We start from the raw sequence: 16,666 nt of genomic DNA on the forward strand, positions 1-16,666 counted from the left end.
GTGGGCGAGTCAGTCGTCGACCGTGCCCTGCCTCACTCGACGCCGATTTCGACGCCGCTGACGTCGTCCAGACCGACGAGCGCCTCCACGTCGTCGCTGTCCGGCGGCGCGCGGTTCCGCAGCGCCTCGCCCGTCTCCCCGTGGAAGACGTGGATGCGGTCCTGCGGGAACTGCACGGTGAGCGTACGACCCGACTCGATGACGATGTCGCCTTCGAGCGTGGCGGTGTACTGCTCGCCGTCGATGTCGAGGTAGACGTAGCTCACGTCGCCGAGCGGTTCGGTGACCTGCACCGTCGGCGAGATGGCGTTGTGGGTCCCCTCCGGCACCGCCTTGATGTCCTCGGGCCGGATGCCAAGCGTGAACCGTGAGCCGTGCCCCTCGATGTCGGCGTAGACGTCCTCGTCGAGTTCGTACTCGAAGGCGTCGTGAATCAGCGTCGGCGTCTCCCCCGACGTGTCGAGTTCGACGTCGAAGAAGTTCATCGAGGGGGACCCGATGAACCCGGCGACGAACTGGTTGGCGGGTTCGTGGTAACACTCCAGCGGCGTGCCGAGTTGCTGGAGTTGCCCGTCGTCGAGGACGGCGATGCGGTCGGACATCGTCATCGCCTCCGTCTGGTCGTGGGTGACGTAGATGGTAGTCACGCCGAACTCCTGCTGGAGTTCCTGGAGTTCGGTGCGCATCTGCGTGCGCAGTTTCGCGTCCAAGTTGCTGAGCGGTTCGTCCATCAGGAACACCTCGGGTTCCCGGACGATGGCCCGCCCCAGCGCCACGCGCTGTTGCTGGCCGCCCGATAGCTCGTCGGGTTTCTTCGACAACAGCGTCTCGATGCCCATCATCTCGGCGGCGTTCTCGACCCGTTCGCTTATCTCCTCCTTCGAGAGGTCCGTCGTCATCTTCAGCCCGAAGGCCATGTTCTCCCGGGCCGTCATGTGGGGGTACAGCGCGTAGGACTGGAACACCATCGCCATGTTGCGCGCCTTCGGTTTCTTCTCGGTGACCGTCTCCCCGTCGAGGACGATGTCGCCCTCGGTGGGGTTCTCCAACCCCGCAATCATCCGGAGTGTCGTCGACTTCCCACAGCCAGAAGGGCCGACGAGCACGATGAACTCGCCGTCGTCTATCTCCGCGTCGAACGAATCGACCGCCACGATGTCGCCGCCATCGTCGTGGAACACTTTAGTGAGGTTCTGTATGGCTAGCTCGCCCATGCTTCACCAAATCAGCGTAGGAGGTGTTAAATCTTGCCACGAGTCACGCGCGGGCCGAGAGCGGACCCGAGCGCCCGGATTCGGGACGGCCGTTTCCGATGCGAGAACGGCCGTCGCGGTGTCGGCGGCCGGGCGCTCCTGACGCGCTCGGAAGTCCGTTCGGACGTGGGCACACGGTGTCAGTACTGGTGACTGGACTGTCCGCAGACGGGTCCCGACCACCGACAGAACGCCGTCCCACGGCGGGAGTCACAGTCGGAATCGCCTTCAGTTCCCGTCGAACGCGACAGTTTCGGGGGCCGACACCACTGCGTACAGTGGGCCGAGGGCCGTGGCTGGTGACCGGCCGACCCGTGGTCGCGCGAGGAACGGTCGCGTTCTCGTATCGGAAACGCGCTCGTCGAGCGCGAGCGGGACACTTTTTGTGCGTGGTCCGCGTTGGACTGTGACATGCCGACCGTCGAGAGTCCCGACAGCACAGTCACCGCCACCGTCTCGCTCCGCGGCGAGTCTCAGACGCTCGCCGTCGCCGTGGACGGTCGAACCGTCGTCGAACCCTCCCCGCTCGGGGTGACCGCGCCCTTCGACCCGCCGACCGAAGACGTGACCCTCCCGACCGTCGAGTCGGTCACCCGCGAGGACCGCACCGTATCGGCGTCCTTCGAGACGACCTACGGGAAGCGGCGTGAGCACCGCCACGAGGCCACCGAGTCCGTGTTCGTTTGCGAGTTCTCCAACGGCGAGACCGTCGAACTGACGGTGCAGGCCACCGACGCGGGCGTCGGCTACCGCTACCGCCTCCCGGAGACGGGGTCGGTCCTCCTGTTCGAGGACCAGACCGAGTTCCGCTTCCCCGACCGAACGACGGCGTGGCTGACGCCGTGGGCGGAGAACCACGAGGCTACGTCGCGGCGCGTCCCGCTGTTCACCGCCGACGGACGCTACTGCACGCCCGGCCTGTTTCAGGTCGCCGACGACGCGTGGGCACTCGTCACCGAGGCGGGCGTCGACGGGTCCGCCCACGCCGCCAGCCTCCGTTCCGAGACTCAGACGCCGACCGTCGCGTTCGACCACCCGTGGACGCCGGTGCGCGCGAAGGGCACCTTCGAGACGCCGTGGCGCGTCGTCGTCGCCGGTGACCTGTCGACCGTCGTGGAGTCGGACCTCGTACCGGCGCTGGTCGACGGCCCGCGGTTCGACCCGGACTGGGTCGAACCGGGCCGGGTCGCGTGGTCGTGGTGGTCCGAGAGCGACAGCCCCTACGACCCGGACCGACAGCGCGAGTACGTCGACTACGCCGCCGAGCGCGGCTGGGAGTACGTCCTCGTCGACGAGGGCTGGAGTCCCGAGTGGCTCCCGGAACTCGTCGAGTACGCCGACGAGCGCGGTGTCGGCCTGTTCGTCTGGGCCCACTGGACGGACCTCAACAGTGCGGACGAACGCCGCGAGAAACTCGACCGCTGGGCCGACTGGGGCGTCGCCGGCGTCAAGGTAGACTTCATGGACTCGGACGAGCAGGGCCGGTTGCAGTTCTACGACGAACTCGTGGCCGACGCCGCCGAGCGCGAACTGCTCGTGAACTTCCACGGGTCCGTGGTCCCCTCGGGGCTGAAGCGTCGCTGGCCCCACGTGCTGACCTACGAGGGCGTCATGGGCGCCGAACACCTGAAGTGGGCGACGCTGACGCCGGAGCACAACGTCACGCTGCCGTTCACCCGGAACGCCGTGGGCGCGATGGACTACACGCCGGTCACCTTCTCTGCGGACGCCCGGCACACCAGCGACGCCCACGAACTGGCCCTCTCGGTGGTGTACGAGTCCGGCCTCCAGCACTTCGCCGACAGTATCGAGGCCTACGCCGCCCGCCCCGACGCCGAGTGGTTGCTCGAACGGGTCCCGGCGGCGTGGGACGAGACGGTGTTCCTCGGGGGCTACCCCGGCTCTGCGGCCACGCTCGCCCGCGAACACGACGGCGAGTGGTTCGTCGGATGCATCACCGCCGGCGCGGAGCGAACCGTCGAGACCACCCTGTCGGTGCTCGACGCGGCGCAGGAGGCGACCCTGATTCGTGATGCGGACGGGACAGACGACGGGCGCGGCCTCGTGCGCGAGACGGTGACCGTCGGCCCGGACACCGCCCTCTCGGTCGACGTGCCCGAGAACGGCGGCTTCGTCCTCTACTGCCCCTGACGAATCGACTCGGCGTACTCGCGGTACAGTTCGTCCTGCATCACCTGCGTCCGCCCGCCGTCGACGAGGATGGTCTCGCCGGTGACGAACGTCGCGTCGTCGCTGGCGAGGAAGGCGGCCACGCCAGCCACGTCGGCCGGGGTGCCGAGCCGGCCCGTCGGGTGAATCGCCTTCGTGTACTCGTACTCGGCCTCGCTCTCGAACTCCTCGCGGGTGCGCTCTATCTCCACCCACCCCGGGTTGATGGTGTTCACCGTGATGCCGTGGGGGCCGAGTTCCAGCGCCATCGCCCGCGTCATACCGTTGATACCCGCCTTGACGGCGTTGTACGGGAACAGACCGGGCATCGTCAGGAACGCGTGGTTCGAGGACGTGTTCAGGACCGTGCCCCCATCGGGCATCGCTTCGACCGCGTGTTTCGCACAGAGCCAGAACGACCGGAAGTCCGTCTCCACGACGAACTCCCAATCGGAGAGGGTCGCCTCGGACGCCGTCGTCTCCGTCTGGACGCCCGCGTTGTTCACGAGAACGTCCACGCGGCCGTACTCGGCGACGGTGTGGTCTATCAGCGCCTCGATTTCGGCCGGGTCGCGCATGTCCGCGCCTACGAACGTCGCCTCGCCGCCGTCCTCGCGGATAGACCGGGCGACGGACTCGCCGGGGTCGCGTGAACGGCCGGTGACGACCACCGAGGCACCCTCGGCGGCGAAGCGGCGGGCCACGCCCTCGCCGATGCCGCGTGTCGAACCGGTGACGACGACGACGCGGTGTTCGTGACGGGTCGGGACGGCGTTCGCACTCGGGTCTCTCTGAGCCATCTACCGTCACCTGTGACCCCGACCGAGAAATAGCCTCTGGACGCCGACGGGGGAACGCTTATTCGCTCCGACGACGACGATGTACGTAACGACGGGCGCCAGCCCGTGGACTGACGATGCTCACGACGCGAAAACGAACCCAACTCGACACGCTACTCGCGGAACACGACGCCGACAGCGCGTGGTTCGCCACGCCCCCCAACTTCGCGTGGCTCACCGCCGGCGGAGACAACACCGTCTCGCTGGCCGGCGATACCGGCGTCGCCGCGGCCGGGTACGACGGCGACGCGGTCACTATCGTCGCCGACCACATCGAGACCGACCGCATCCGCGAGGAGGAACTGGCCGTGGACGACGTCGTCCACGGGTTCGACTGGTACGAGACGACGCTGGAGTCGGCCGTCGCAGCACGGACGACCGGCGACGCGGTCGCCGACTTCGACCTCGACGGCGCGAGGACGATTTCGGCTCCGACGCGGGCCTTCCCGCTCACGCCGGCCGAACGCGACCGCTACGAGGCGCTCGGCACCGACGTCGCCGAGGTGGTCGAGCGAGTCGCCCGCGACGTGACGCCGGTGATGACCGAACGCGGCGCGGCCGCCGACCTCGCGCACGGCCTGCGCCAGCGGAAGATAGCCCCAATCGTGGTGCTGGTCGGCGGCGCTGACCGTAGCCAGCGGTTCCGCCACTTCACGCCCGGCGACGCGACCCTCGACGAGTACGCCACGCTGACAGTCGTCGGCCGGCGTGCGGGCCTCCACGCCTGCGTGACCCGGACAGTCGCGTTCGAGACGCCCGCGTGGCTTCCCGACCGACACGCCGCCACCCAGCGCGTCGCCGCGACGGCGCTCCGCGCCACTCAGCGCGTCGGCCGCGGCGGCGGGACCGCCGGCGCGGTGTTCGACGCCGTCCGCGACGCGTACGACGCCGTCGGCCACCCCGACGAGTGGCACGCCCACCATCAGGGCGGGATGACCGGGTACGGCGGCCGCGAGTGGTTCGCCCGCCCGGGCGGGGCCGACGGCGTCGTGCCGGGGTCCGCCTACGCGTGGAACCCGACGATACGAGGGACCAAGGTAGAGGACACGGCGCTGGTCACCGAGGACGGGGTGGACCTGCTGACGACGACCGGCGACTGGCCGACGACGACGGTCGACCCCGTCGACGGGGGGACGCTGGAACTCCCCGACGTGCTCTATCGGGGCTGAGAGCGGGAGAGAAAGAGCGCGCGGCTTACCACTCGGCGACGCTGCCGTCCTCGTGTCGCCACACCGGGTTGTGCCAGTTGACCGTCTTCTCGGCCTGTTCGCGGACGTAGGACTCGTTCATCTGGATGCCCAGACCGGGGTCGTCCGGCACGCGGACGTAGCCGTCCTGATACTCGAACACCGACGGGTCGTCGAGGTAGTCGAGGACGTCCGTCGTCTCGTTGTAGTGGATGTTCAGACTCTGCTCTTGGATGAGCGCGTTCGGGGAGCAGGCGTCGACCTGCACGCAGGAGGCCAGCGCGATGGGCCCGAGCGGACAGTGCGGGGCCAACGCCACGTCGTAGGCTTCCGCCATCGAGGCTATCTTCTTGACCTCGGTGATGCCGCCGGCGTGCGAGAGGTCCGGTTGGATGACGTCCACCGCACCGTCCTCGAACACCTCCTTGTAGTCCCACCGGGAGAACATCCGCTCCCCCGTGGCGATGGGGATGGTGGTGTGGGCGGCGATGTCGGGGAGCGCCTCGTTGTGTTCGGGGAGGACGGGTTCCTCGATGAACATCGGTTCGTGTGGCTCCAGCGCCTTCGCCAGTCGCTTGGCCATCGGTTTGGTGACCCGGCCGTGAAAGTCCACGCCGATGTCCACCTCGCTCCCGACGGCCTCGCGCACCTCGCGCAGGCGGTTGGCGGCGGCCTCGACGGCCGCCGGGTTGTCCACCCGCTCTATCTCGGCCGTGGCGTTCATCTTGAGGGCCGAGAAACCGGCGTCGACCTTCGTCTCGGCCTGTTCGGCCACCTCGGAGGGTCGGTCGCCGCCTATCCACTGATAGACGCGGACACGGTCGCGGGCGGCACCGCCGAGCAGTTGGTGGACCGACGCGCCCAGTTGCTTGCCCTTGATGTCCCAGAGCGCCTGGTCGATGCCGGCGATGGCCGACATGAGGACCGGACCGCCGCGGTAGAACCCGCCGCGGTACATCGTCTGCCAGTGGTCCTCGATGTCCTCGGGGTTCTCCCCGAGCAGGTAGTTCTCCATGAGTTCCTCGACGGCCGCCCGGACGGTGTGGGCGCGGCCCTCGACGACGGGTTCGCCCCACCCGACGGTCCCGTCGGCCGTCTCGATGCGGAGGAGCAACCACCGGGGCGGTACCTCGAACAGTTCGTAGTCGACGATTCGGTTCGCGGCGGTGCCGTCGGTCTGTGAAGTGCTGGCTGTCATTGGTCGGCCCTCTGGAACGGGTCGGCAGTCGTCACCGGGTCCGCGGGCCCCCCGAGACGAGACGGGGACGCGCGGCAGTCGGGTGCCGGTTCGATTAGCATCACCCGACTCTTTGTGAACGTCCCATTTAACCGTTGTGTCGCGCCGCGTCGACGGTTGTTCGGGAACGCCGACCACCCGTTCACGATGTGCGAACGATTTTTGTACCGCCCGGTCCAACCACGAGTCATGAACGACGACGCCCCCCGGGTCAAGACGACCCAGACGAGTTTCCGCATCATCGAGGCGGTGCGGGACAACCGCGGCGCCGGCGTGAGCGAACTCGCCCGCGCCGTGGACCTCTCGAAGAGCGCCGTCCACAAGCACGTCCAGACGCTGACCGACATCGGCTACCTCGTCCGCGAGGGCGACGACTACTACCTCAGCAACCGCTTCCTGAGCCTCGGGAACCGGGCCAGAGAGCGCCTGCCCCTCGGTCCGGCGAGCAACGTGGTCAACGACCTCGCCGAGACGACGGGTCACGTGACGAACTTCATGGCCCACGAGAACGGCCGCGGCGTGTACGCCCTCCGGGTCGAACCGGAGAGCGTGGACCTCGACGGCGTAGTCACCGAAGGGGACGTGGCACCGCTACACGCCACCGCCGGCGGGAAGGCGATTCTGGCCTTCTTCTCCGCGGAGAAGCGAGCGAACATCCTCGACAGCGTCGGCCTCCCCGCGCACACGGACAAGACCATCACGGACCGCCGGGAACTGGAGCGAGAACTGCGCTCTATCCGCGACCAGCGAGTCGCCTTCGACCGCGAAGAGTTCGTGCGCGGCCACCAGTGCGTCGCCTCGCCCGTCGTCGGCAGCGACGGCGAACCCGTCGCCGCCGTCAGCGTCACCGGCAACATCCAGCACATGTCCGGGAAACGCCTCGAAGAGGACGTGACGGGCCTCGTCACCAGCGCCGCGAAGTCCATCGAGAACGAACTCCTCTCGCAGTAATCCGTTCACGATGCGAGAACGCGATGGGCGTGCTAACAATAGTCACTCGCATCGACTCGCCCCCAGCGACCAGCCACCGTCGGCCGAGAACCGGACGCTCCGGCCGACGCGAGGGGAAAACGGACGCGTCGAACTATATGTAACACACGTACTCACGTTATACTCATCGCCAGTAGCCCTTCGGACCGTTCGTTCTCACATCGTGAACGACGTGACGGACACGGAACAGCCAGTCGGGCCGGCCCGGCTCGGACCGGCAGTCGTGTCATATCTGCTGTACAGTAAGAAGTTCTACTACTATTCTTCCCAAACCATAGGTGTTCGACACTTCGGTCGCCACGCGCCACCCCACCGGACAACCAGCCACAGCGTTCCCCCACCGTTCCGATTCTCGACTGCCGGTCGACGACGACATTCGAACCCCGACGGCCTTCGTTTCGACGGTGTCCATGCCGAAACAGCGACGTTCCCGCCCCTACTGGCCCACACGGTTCGAATCGGGGCCGCACTCGCTTTCGTAACAGGAATACAATATTTCTCTGGAACTGTAACTAAACATACTGTTATTCCAGCCCGACCTCGGTGACCGGTGCCCCGACGACCGCGACGTCGAAGGCCCCGACGGACGCGTCCCCGACGAGGAACTCGGCGTCGGTCGGCACGTCGAGGGAGCGCGTGTCGCTCGTGAAGTTCGTGACCCACGTGTAGCCGTCCCGCTCTGCGACCCGGACGCCGTCGGGAAACGGCGTCGTGTGGGCGACGTCCGCGGCCGCGAGCAGGTCGCCGACGAGCGCGCCCGCGAGGGCGTCGCCGGGCCAGCACCCGACGGTCGTGACGACGCCGTCGCCGACGTCGTTGTGGAGAACCGCGGGTTCACCGGCCGCTTCGCCGCTCCGATAGCGTCCGCGCGACTCGGCGGCGTCTGGGTCGAGCCACCCGGCCCACGTCCGGAAGTCGTACGTTTCGCCGCGGTACGCGACGCGCGTGTCGAGACGGTCGGGGAGGCTCTCGTGGCGTGCGACGCGGCCGCCGGCGAGGCCCGCGAGCGGCCCGGGGGCGAGCGAGTCGTGCAGTCGGTTGTGCGGGTCCTTCTCGCCGGTACGAGCGCCGAGCAGGAGGTTGCCACCGTCCTCGACGAACGCGGTGAGGTGGGTGGCGAGGGCCTCGTCTGCGAGGTACAGCGTCGGCGCGACGGCGGCCGCGTAGCCGTCGAGGTCGGTCGACGGGGGCACGACGTCGACCTGCACGCCGCGCGCCCGGAGCGCGTCGTAGTACGCCCGGAGGTGCGACCAGTAGTGCCAGTCCGGGGAGTGCGGTTGCGTCTCGGTGGCCCAGAGACTCTCGTAGTCGTGGAGCAGGGCGACGGGCGCGTCGACCGGGTCGAGGTCGAACAGTTCCGGGGCCGTCGCGGCGGCGTCGTGGTACCCTCGGTCCGGGCTCCCGTTCTGCTTTCGGAGACCCGCGTGGTACTGCTCTTGGCCCTCCAGACAGCGCCGCCAGCGGAAGTACAGCACCGCGTCCGCGCCGTGGGCGACGGCGTGGTGGGCCCACAGGCGCATCGCCCCCTCCCCGGGCTGGGGGGCGTGGGGCGGCCAGTTCACGTCGCAGGGTTGCTGTTCGAGCACCCAGAACGGCGTCTCGGGGCCGCGGTAGATGTCGTGGTTCAGGCCCACCTCGTCCGGGTCGCCGGCGCGCAGTTCGTCGGCCGTCGGCGTCCCCGGTTGGCGGTCCTGCACGAACCCGGTGGGGTAGGAGTCCCACCCGAGGAAGTCGAGGTCGTCGGCCAGCGAGTAGGCGTCCAGCGTCTGGAAGTCGCCCATGAAGTTGTGCGTGACGAACCAGTCGTCGTTGGCCTCGCGTATCAGGTCGGCGTGCAGTCGGTTGTACTCGGCGACGCTGTCGTTGGCGAACCGATAGTAGTCCAGCAGGCGCGACGGGTGGTGTTCGGCCGGCGTCGGACCCGGCGGGTCCACCGACGCGAAGTCGGGGTACTGCTGGCTCCAGAACGTCGTGCCCCACGCATCGTTGAGCGCCTCGACGTCGCCGTACTTCGATTCGAGCCACTCCCGAAACGCCGCCGCGCAGTCCTCGCAGTAACACCGCACCGTGTGGTGACAGCCGTACTCGTTGTCGGCCTGCCACCCGGCGACGTGCGGGTCGTCGGCGTACCGTTCGGTGACTTTCCGGACGATTCGCTCCGTCTCATCGCGGTAGGTCGGCGAGTTGAAGCAGGTGAACCGACGACTCCCCCACTCGCGGGGCGTACCGTCGGCGTCGGCCTGCCGCACGTCGGGGTAGTCGTCGACCAGCCACTTCGGCGGCGTCGCCGTCGGCGTACACAGCACCGCCTCCATGTCGTGGTCGCCGACGAGTTCGATGGCCTCGTCCAGCCAGTCGAAGTCGAACTCGCCGCGTTCGGGTTCGACGCGCCCCCACGAGAACTCGGCCATGCGGACGTACTCCAGTCCCGCGTCGGCCATCTGTTCGACGTCTCTCGCCCACCGCTCGCTGGGCCAGTGCTCGGGGAAGTAGCAGACTCCGAGTGTCATATCCCCTCCGCCGTGGCGGCGCGATATACGTCTTGCCCACGGCAACGCGGCGTCGTCGTGCGTTCGCCTGGGGCGCGAATACGTCCGATAGAGGGGCTATATCCCCATCTCGTCGGCAGTTCCGTCCGCCGTCCCCATCGTCGCCAACGGAAATCACACCGTTTTAACCCCGTCGCCGTGATGGGCACAGTATGACCGATACGGACGGGTCGAACGTGCTTTTCGTCGTACTGGACACGGTGCGGAAGGACCGACTGTCCGTCTACGACCCCGACATGGAGACGACGCCGCGGCTGGCCGAGTTCGCCGAGGAAGCCGCCGTCTTCGAACAGGCCGTCGCGCCGGCCCCGTGGACCCTGCCGGTCCACGCCTCGATGTTCACCGGCCTCTACCCCAGCGAACACGAGGCCACGCAGGAGGACCCCTATCTGGAGGGCGCGACGACGCTCGCGGAGTCGCTGTCGGCCGCCGGCTACGACACCGCCTGTTACTCCTCGAACGCGTGGATTACGAGTTACACGAACCTCACGGCCGGGTTCGACCACCACGACAACTTCTTCCAGATTATGCCCAGCGAACTCCTCTCCGGGCCGCTGGCGACCCTCTGGAAGACGATGAACGACAACGACACCCTGCGCGGGGTGGCCGACCGACTGGTACAGGTCGGCAACAAGATTCACGAACACCTCGCGGAGGGTGGCGGCGGCGACACCAAGACGCCGCAGGTCATCGACAAGACCATCGACTTCGTCGACGAGAGCGAGAACTTCTTCGCGTTCATCAACCTGATGGACGCCCACCTCCCCTATCACCCGCCCGAGGAGTACGCCGAGGAGTTCGCGCCCGGCGTCGACTCGACGGAGGTGTGCCAGAACTCCAAGGAGTACAACTGCGGTGCCCGGGACATCGACGACGAGGAGTGGGCCGACATCAAGGGCCTCTACGACGCGGAACTGGCCCACATCGACGACCAACTGGACCGCCTGTTCTCGCACCTCAAGGAGACGGACCAGTGGGAGGACACCACCGTCGTCGTCTGTGCCGACCACGGCGAACTGTTCGGCGAACACGGCCTCTACGGCCACGAGTTCGGCATCTACGACCCGCTGGTGAACGTTCCGCTGATGGTCAAACACCCCGACGTCGAACCGGGGCGGGACGAGGAGACGGTGGTGGAACTCGTCGACGTCTACCACACGATTCTGGACGCCGCCGGTGCCGAGGGCCGCGGCGAGTCCCTCCAGTCGGCCCGCTCCCTGCTGTCGGCCGACTACCGCGAGTTCGCCGGCGAAGTCGGCGGCGTCCCGCGCGGGGAGGTGGGCTTCGTCGAGTACCACCAACCAGTCGTCGAGTTGCGCCAGCTAGAGGGGAAGGCACAGGCGGCGGGCATCGAACTGGACGAGCAGTCGCGCTTCTACTCCCGGATGGGCGCGGCCCGCACCGCCGGGGAGAAGTACATCCACTGTACGCGCATCCCCGACGAGGCATACGACGTGGCCGCCGACCCCGGCGAGACGGAGAATCTGGTCGGCACCGAGGACGAACCGACCCACCTCGAAGACGCCCTCTGGGACTTCGTCGAGGACGTGGACGCCGACTGGCCCGACGAGGCCGACGGCGCCGACGGCGAGGTGCTGGACGAGATGGACGACGACACCAAGGACCGACTGCAGGACCTCGGGTACATCGACTGACGTGAGTTCGAACAGCGCCGCCCTCGACTTCGCCGACCGGCGGACAGTCGCCCAGATAGTGCTGGGGTTCGCCGTCGCGGGCGTCGTCGTCTACCTGCTCGTGGACTTCGTCGGGACGGCCGACGTCGTCGCCGGACTCCTTCGGGCCGACCCGGGGTGGCTGGCGCTTGCCTGCCTCTCGACGGCGCTCTGTCTCACCGCGTGGGGCAAGGCGTGGCAGATAGTGCTGGGCGTCGCCGGCATCGACGAGCGGTTCTCGCGCCTCGTCGTCACCTACTACGCCGCGACGTTCGCTAACTACGTCACGCCGCTGGGACAGGCCGGCGGCGAACCGTTCATCGCCTACGTCCTCTCGCGGGACACCGAGGCGAGCTATCAGGACAGTCTCGCGAGCGTCGTCACGGCGGACCTGCTGAACCTGTTCCCGTTCGTCACCTTCGCCGGCGTCGGGTTCGCGGCCCTGCTGTACGGGAGTTCGCTCCCCGAGGCCATCGAACCGCTCGCGGGCGGACTGGTCGTCCTCTCGGTGGGCGTCCCCGTCGTCGCCGCCGTCGGCTGGCGGTTCCGGAAGCGACTCGGGCGGGCGCTACTCGACGTGGCGGCCCCCTTGACCAAGCGGACACCCCGCGTCACCCTCGCCGGCCTGCGCGAGCGACTGCACGAGACGGAACAGGCCTTCCAGCGCATCGCCCGTGACCGCCGCGCGCTCGTGAAGGCGCTGTTCTTCTCGTACGTCGGATGGGTGTTCTTCGCCCTGCCGCTGTACTTCGTCGCCGAGGCCATCGGCGCGCAACTGACGCTGTTGCTCGTGTTCTTCATCGTCCCGGCCTCGACGCTGGCCGGACTGGTTCCCTCGCCCGGCGGGTCCGGCGCCGTCTCGACGGCGCTCGTCGTCCTCGTCGTGGCGCTGACGGCCGTCGGCCAGACGGACGCGACTGTCATCGCAATCCTCTACCGGGTCGCGAGTTACGTCTTCGCCCTCCTGCTGGGCGGCGGCGCGGCGCTGTACGTCCTCCAGCGGAACTAGTCGTCCGAGTGTTCGACTGAAAGCTGCAATTCGAACCACAGATTCCCCGAATGTAGGCCGAGAATCGAATTTTGTTACAACGCTGTGAAATATTGTACACGCAGACGGCTGTTTTAGACGCACCACTCCGATACGCTGACTATTTCGCCCCCAGATACGGTTGGTTCGCCGTCACTTGGAGGCGGATTCTCACGCCGTGTTGTGCTCGACGAACGTGGGCCGCCAGTTCTCTCGGTCGCGGATGTCCCGGCCCGCGACGCGCCAGTCGCCGTCCGGCGGAATCGGGGAGACTATCATCGTCGTCGGGGTCGCCAGCGGCCGGAGGGGGAGTCGCCGGTCGCTGTGGAAGCCGAAAGCCGCGAGGACGTCGCTCGGTATCGACTCGCCGCGGACGGCGACCACGGCCGAGTCCGCGTGGTCGTCGAGGACCCGAGCGACCAGCGCCGGGAGCGCCCGGTCACGTTCGGCGTCGCCGACCAGCGGTACCACGTCGGCGACGTTGGTGACATCCCCAGCGTCGGTCTCTCGCGTCCCGGTGACGACGCCGGCGACTGGTCGGCCGCCGAGTCGGGCGGTGTAGGCCGTGTACGTCCACCGCGGGTTGCCGAACCGGTACTCGAAGAACTGGGCGTCCCGATAGGCGTGTATCTCCGCCGGCGGACGCCGTCGGTAGAGCGCGGCCAGCGTCGACGCCGGTATCTCCGCGTGTCGGGTGACGCTCACCTCCGGCGGCACGGTCCCGCGGCGCGTCCGCGCTCGGAGATAGGCGTCGGCGGCCCGTTCTGCCACCGTCCCCACGACCGGACTCCCGACGCCCGCGTAGGCCGCCGGGTCCTGTATCCGGTAGTACGTCGTGTGGTCGCCGGCAATCTCACACCCCAGTTTCGCCAGTCCCGCCGTCGTCTTCTCGTTCGGAACGTTGAACGTGAACGCGGGGTCGCCGTCGGCGTAGTCGGCGAACAGGCGTTCGCTCATCCGACTGAACAGCCCCTGTCGCCGGTGGTCGGCGTGGACCATCGTGTCACAGGACTGGAGCGCCGTGTGATACGTATCGCCCGCGCGCATCTGGAACGCGAGGTTCGGACGGGCGCCGACAATCTGCCCGTCGTGTTCGGCGACGACGATGGGTGCTTCGGGGAGGTAGGGGTTGTCAGCGAACTTCCAGTCGAACCACCCGTCGGGAAAGCCCGGCCAGATGCGGCCGTGTAGCGCCATGAACCCCTCGCGGTCCTCCGGCCGGTACCACCGAATCGTGTAGCCGTCGCTCGACTGCGTGCGGCCGACGGCCGCCATCTCAGTCGGCATCGGTGAGGTCCAGTCCCGGAACCAACTGGTCTGGGTCGAGGTGGTGGCGCTGATAGACGGCACAGTGGGTCTCGTGGTGGAACTGCGCGCGGTCGTTGCACAGGTCGGCCGCCATCGGCGAGACGAACGCCTGCTGTAGCTCACAGTAGGGGCGGTCGTGGTCGAACGAGTGCTCCCCGTCGGCGTCGCGGTAGTCGAGATGTGGGCAGACCATCGACACGAACGGTCAGCCCCGTCTCGTTTCGTTATGCTGGCCGTTCTGCCGATAGCGCTCCGTTACCGGCTTTCCGAGGCCGATAGCTGTGTCGTAACCAAGTATCAGACGACGTGACTCTCACCAGTGCCATACGACGACTACCTCCGGCAGAAGAAAGTCATCGTCACCGTCGCCACCACCGGAGCAGTCCACGGGAAAGACGCCAATCCGAACTTGCCCGAGCAACCGGACGAAATCGCCCGGCAGGTGGCCGAATGCGAGGAACTGGGGGCCGCAATCGCCCACGTCCACGGGCGGAACGAGCACGGCGAGAACGACGCCTCGCGGTTGCAGGAGGTGAACGACGCGATTCGCGAACACTGCGACGACGTCATCATCCAGAACACGACCGGCGGGCAGAGTCCCTACGAGCGGCGGGTCGCGGGCATCAGGACGGACCCGCCGCCGGAGATGGCCTCGCTGGACCTGGGGCCGTTCAAGCGGGACAAACACATCATCACGAACCACACCCGCAACAACATCGAACGCCTCGCCGTCGAGATGCAGGCCAAGGGTATCAAACCGGAACTGGAGGTGTTCAACTCCGGCCAACTGGCGGAGGTCAAACGGTTGGTCGACGAGGGACTGGTCGAGGAACCCCCGTACGTCAACCTCATCTTCGGCGGGTCGTTCACGCCCGCGAACCCGCAGATGCTCCTCTCGATGGTCGACAACGTTCCGGACGGGGCCGAGTTCAACGTCCTCGCCATCGGCCCGCACCAACTGCCGCTGACGACGATGGCCGTCCTGCTGGGCGGGCACGTCCGCGTGGGGATGGAGGACAACCTCTACTACCGGCGCGGGGAACCGGCACGGAGCAACCAGCAACTCGTCCGTCGGACCGTCGAGATTATCGAGCGCCTCGACCGAGAGGTGGCGACGCCCGAGGAGGCCCGCGAGATGCTCGGCATGTCTCGGAAACAGGTCGAGCAGCCCGCCGACGGCGACTAAGGCCGTTTTTAATCCGCCCGAGCGAGGAACCACACGACGACGCCCTGATACAGCGCCCCGACAGCCACGTCTGTCCGGTTCCCGTGACGGCGCTCACCAGCGCGGCGAACAATCTCGCGGTCGGCGTGTCGACGCCGCCGGAGGCGAAGGACCGTGGACGGTCAGCGGGTGCGTCGGAGCGCGGTAAGGGACTCCTGTTCCCTGTCTTCGAGGACGACGACGAGAACCCGATGATGGCCGGGCCAAAGAGTCTAATATCGCCGTCAGGTCGGGGTAGCAGGCGGCTAACTCGGTCCACCCCGCCAGCGCGTCGAGGCCGGTAGCCGATGGGCCTGGCGTGGACTAGCGGCCCGTTTCCCACGTCCGCACCAACCGCGTCAGCGTCTCGTTGACCGGCACCGGCCTCTCGCTGTGCTCGACGACGTAGCCGTTGATGGCGTCGATTTCCGTCCGCTCGTCCGCCTCGACGTCCTGTAGCATCGACGAGCGGTTGGCGGCGGTGTCCCGAACCACCCGCTCGGTGAGCGAGACGACACGCTCGTCCGCGAGGTCGATGCCCACCTCTCGGGCGACGCGGGCCGTCTCCCGGGCGGCGGCGACGGCGAGTTCGTGTCCCGGGCCGTCCGCGAGCGCGCCGTTCTCGACGCGGGCCAGCGCCGTCGCCGCGTTGACGGCCGCGTTGACGGCCACCTTCTCCCAGAGGCGCGTCGGCATGTCCGTCGCCACCGTCGTCTCGATACCGGCGGCGTCGAACGCCGCGCCCACCTCGTCGGCCGCCGCCGACGTGCCCCCCTCGCGCGGCCCCAAGACCACCTCGCCGCGGCCCGTGAACTCGACGCGGCCCGGGTCCACGAGGTGGGCGCCGTAGGTACAGGTACCGGCCAGCACCGGACAGTCGAGGGTTTCAGCCAGCGTCGCCTCGTTGCCCATCCCGTTCTGGACCGAGAGGCAGGCGGAGAGCGAACAGTCAGCCAGCGCCGCGGCGGCCCCGGCCGTGTCGTAGCTCTTGACCGCGACGAGTGCGAGGTCGGCGCTTGCTGGCGGGTCGGTGCGTGCCGCGGCGTCGGCGTGGAACGACTCGACGCCGACGACGTCCAGTCCGTCGCGGGCCACCGCGCCGACGTGTGGCTCTCGACCGACCAGCGTCACGTCGTGGTCGCGGGCGAGCAGACCCCCGAGGAGGCTCCCGAGACTGCCCGCGCCGACGACGGCGATGTGCATACGCGCCGGGAGGGCGGGCGCGTACAA

Annotated in this window: 13 protein-coding genes; 6 read left to right on the top strand and 7 right to left on the bottom strand. The window is 68.1% G+C overall.

All coding sequences use genetic code 11. From position 1 onward, the window contains the following. Positions 1-32: 32 nt before the first annotated feature. Positions 33-1,214, bottom strand: a complete 1,182-nt coding sequence (locus Hhyl6_RS11765; protein WP_483739380.1) for an ABC transporter ATP-binding protein — start codon at positions 1,212-1,214, stop codon at positions 33-35. Positions 1,215-1,664: 450 nt separating this feature from the next. On the opposite strand from Hhyl6_RS11765, the gene Hhyl6_RS11770 reads away from it, so the two are divergent. Then, the gene (locus Hhyl6_RS11770) at positions 1,665-3,404 is read left to right on the top strand and encodes a glycoside hydrolase family 97 protein (protein ID WP_483739381.1); all 1,740 of its coding nucleotides are present in this window, start codon (positions 1,665-1,667) and stop codon (positions 3,402-3,404) included. Here the strand turns inward: Hhyl6_RS11770 and Hhyl6_RS11775 are convergent. Further along, positions 3,392-4,222: an SDR family NAD(P)-dependent oxidoreductase gene (locus tag Hhyl6_RS11775; RefSeq protein ID WP_483739382.1), complete on the bottom strand. Its 831-nt coding sequence runs from the start codon at positions 4,220-4,222 to the stop codon at positions 3,392-3,394. The genes Hhyl6_RS11770 and Hhyl6_RS11775 overlap by 13 nt on opposite strands. A 116-nt stretch (positions 4,223-4,338) precedes the next feature. Here Hhyl6_RS11775 and Hhyl6_RS11780 point away from each other — a divergent pair, with 116 nt between their 5' ends. Then, entirely contained in the window at positions 4,339-5,430 is a 1,092-nt protein-coding gene (locus tag Hhyl6_RS11780) for a M24 family metallopeptidase (RefSeq protein WP_483739383.1), read from the top strand. Positions 5,431-5,455: 25 nt separating this feature from the next. Here Hhyl6_RS11780 and dgoD read toward each other — a convergent pair whose 3' ends face one another. Next, positions 5,456-6,646 (bottom strand): galactonate dehydratase, encoded by a 1,191-nt coding sequence (gene dgoD, locus Hhyl6_RS11785; RefSeq protein WP_483739384.1) that lies wholly within the window; start codon positions 6,644-6,646, stop codon positions 5,456-5,458. Positions 6,647-6,874: 228 nt separating this feature from the next. On the opposite strand from dgoD, the gene Hhyl6_RS11790 reads away from it, so the two are divergent. Then, positions 6,875-7,636 (top strand): IclR family transcriptional regulator, encoded by a 762-nt coding sequence (locus Hhyl6_RS11790; RefSeq protein WP_483739385.1) that lies wholly within the window; start codon positions 6,875-6,877, stop codon positions 7,634-7,636. A gap of 563 nt (positions 7,637-8,199) precedes the next feature. Here the strand turns inward: Hhyl6_RS11790 and Hhyl6_RS11795 are convergent. Then, positions 8,200-10,185 carry a beta-galactosidase gene (locus Hhyl6_RS11795; RefSeq protein WP_483739386.1) on the bottom strand — a complete coding sequence of 662 codons (1,986 nt, stop codon included), beginning with the start codon at positions 10,183-10,185 and terminating at the stop codon, positions 8,200-8,202. Between the two features lie 191 nt (positions 10,186-10,376). Here Hhyl6_RS11795 and Hhyl6_RS11800 point away from each other — a divergent pair, with 191 nt between their 5' ends. Next, complete coding sequence (locus tag Hhyl6_RS11800) at positions 10,377-11,879, top strand: sulfatase family protein (RefSeq protein ID WP_483739387.1); 1,503 nt, start codon at positions 10,377-10,379, stop codon at positions 11,877-11,879. A 1-nt stretch (position 11,880) separates the two neighbouring features. Then, a complete protein-coding gene (locus tag Hhyl6_RS11805) occupies positions 11,881-12,906 on the top strand; it encodes a lysylphosphatidylglycerol synthase transmembrane domain-containing protein (RefSeq protein ID WP_483739388.1) in 1,026 nt (341 codons plus the stop codon). A 189-nt stretch (positions 12,907-13,095) separates the two neighbouring features. Here the strand turns inward: Hhyl6_RS11805 and Hhyl6_RS11810 are convergent, their stop codons facing one another. Then, positions 13,096-14,211, bottom strand: coding sequence for a GNAT family N-acetyltransferase (locus tag Hhyl6_RS11810; RefSeq protein ID WP_483739389.1), 1,116 nt, complete (start codon positions 14,209-14,211; stop codon positions 13,096-13,098). Continuing rightward, entirely contained in the window at positions 14,201-14,425 is a 225-nt protein-coding gene (locus Hhyl6_RS11815) for a hypothetical protein (RefSeq protein ID WP_483739390.1), read from the bottom strand. The genes Hhyl6_RS11810 and Hhyl6_RS11815 overlap by 11 nt, the downstream gene beginning before the upstream one ends. 126 nt (positions 14,426-14,551) lie before the next feature. Here Hhyl6_RS11815 and Hhyl6_RS11820 point away from each other — a divergent pair, with 126 nt between their 5' ends. Then, on the top strand, positions 14,552-15,418 hold the full coding sequence (locus Hhyl6_RS11820; protein ID WP_483739391.1) for a beta-keto acid cleavage family enzyme: 867 nt from the start codon (positions 14,552-14,554) through the stop codon (positions 15,416-15,418). A 342-nt stretch (positions 15,419-15,760) separates the two neighbouring features. Here the strand turns inward: Hhyl6_RS11820 and Hhyl6_RS11825 are convergent, their stop codons facing one another. Further along, complete coding sequence (locus Hhyl6_RS11825) at positions 15,761-16,639, bottom strand: ketopantoate reductase family protein (protein ID WP_483739392.1); 879 nt, start codon at positions 16,637-16,639, stop codon at positions 15,761-15,763. Positions 16,640-16,666: the final 27 nt, after the last annotated feature.

The sequence above is a fragment of the Haloarcula sp. H-hyl6 genome (assembly GCF_056934455.1).

Bases quoted from the DNA above. Each gene is read 5' to 3' on its own strand.
- Hhyl6_RS11765 (WP_483739380.1), bottom strand. From the start codon at position 1,214: ATGGGCGAGCTAGCCATACAGAACCTCACTAAAGTGTTCCACGACGAT.
- Hhyl6_RS11770 (WP_483739381.1), top strand. From the start codon at position 1,665: ATGCCGACCGTCGAGAGTCCCGACAGCACAGTCACCGCCACCGTCTCG.
- Hhyl6_RS11775 (WP_483739382.1), bottom strand. From the start codon at position 4,222: ATGGCTCAGAGAGACCCGAGTGCGAACGCCGTCCCGACCCGTCACGAA.
- Hhyl6_RS11780 (WP_483739383.1), top strand. From the start codon at position 4,339: ATGCTCACGACGCGAAAACGAACCCAACTCGACACGCTACTCGCGGAA.
- dgoD (WP_483739384.1), bottom strand. From the start codon at position 6,646: ATGACAGCCAGCACTTCACAGACCGACGGCACCGCCGCGAACCGAATC.
- Hhyl6_RS11790 (WP_483739385.1), top strand. From the start codon at position 6,875: ATGAACGACGACGCCCCCCGGGTCAAGACGACCCAGACGAGTTTCCGC.
- Hhyl6_RS11795 (WP_483739386.1), bottom strand. From the start codon at position 10,185: ATGACACTCGGAGTCTGCTACTTCCCCGAGCACTGGCCCAGCGAGCGG.
- Hhyl6_RS11800 (WP_483739387.1), top strand. From the start codon at position 10,377: ATGACCGATACGGACGGGTCGAACGTGCTTTTCGTCGTACTGGACACG.
- Hhyl6_RS11810 (WP_483739389.1), bottom strand. From the start codon at position 14,211: ATGCCGACTGAGATGGCGGCCGTCGGCCGCACGCAGTCGAGCGACGGC.
- Hhyl6_RS11815 (WP_483739390.1), bottom strand. From the start codon at position 14,425: ATGGTCTGCCCACATCTCGACTACCGCGACGCCGACGGGGAGCACTCG.
- Hhyl6_RS11825 (WP_483739392.1), bottom strand. From the start codon at position 16,639: ATGCACATCGCCGTCGTCGGCGCGGGCAGTCTCGGGAGCCTCCTCGGG.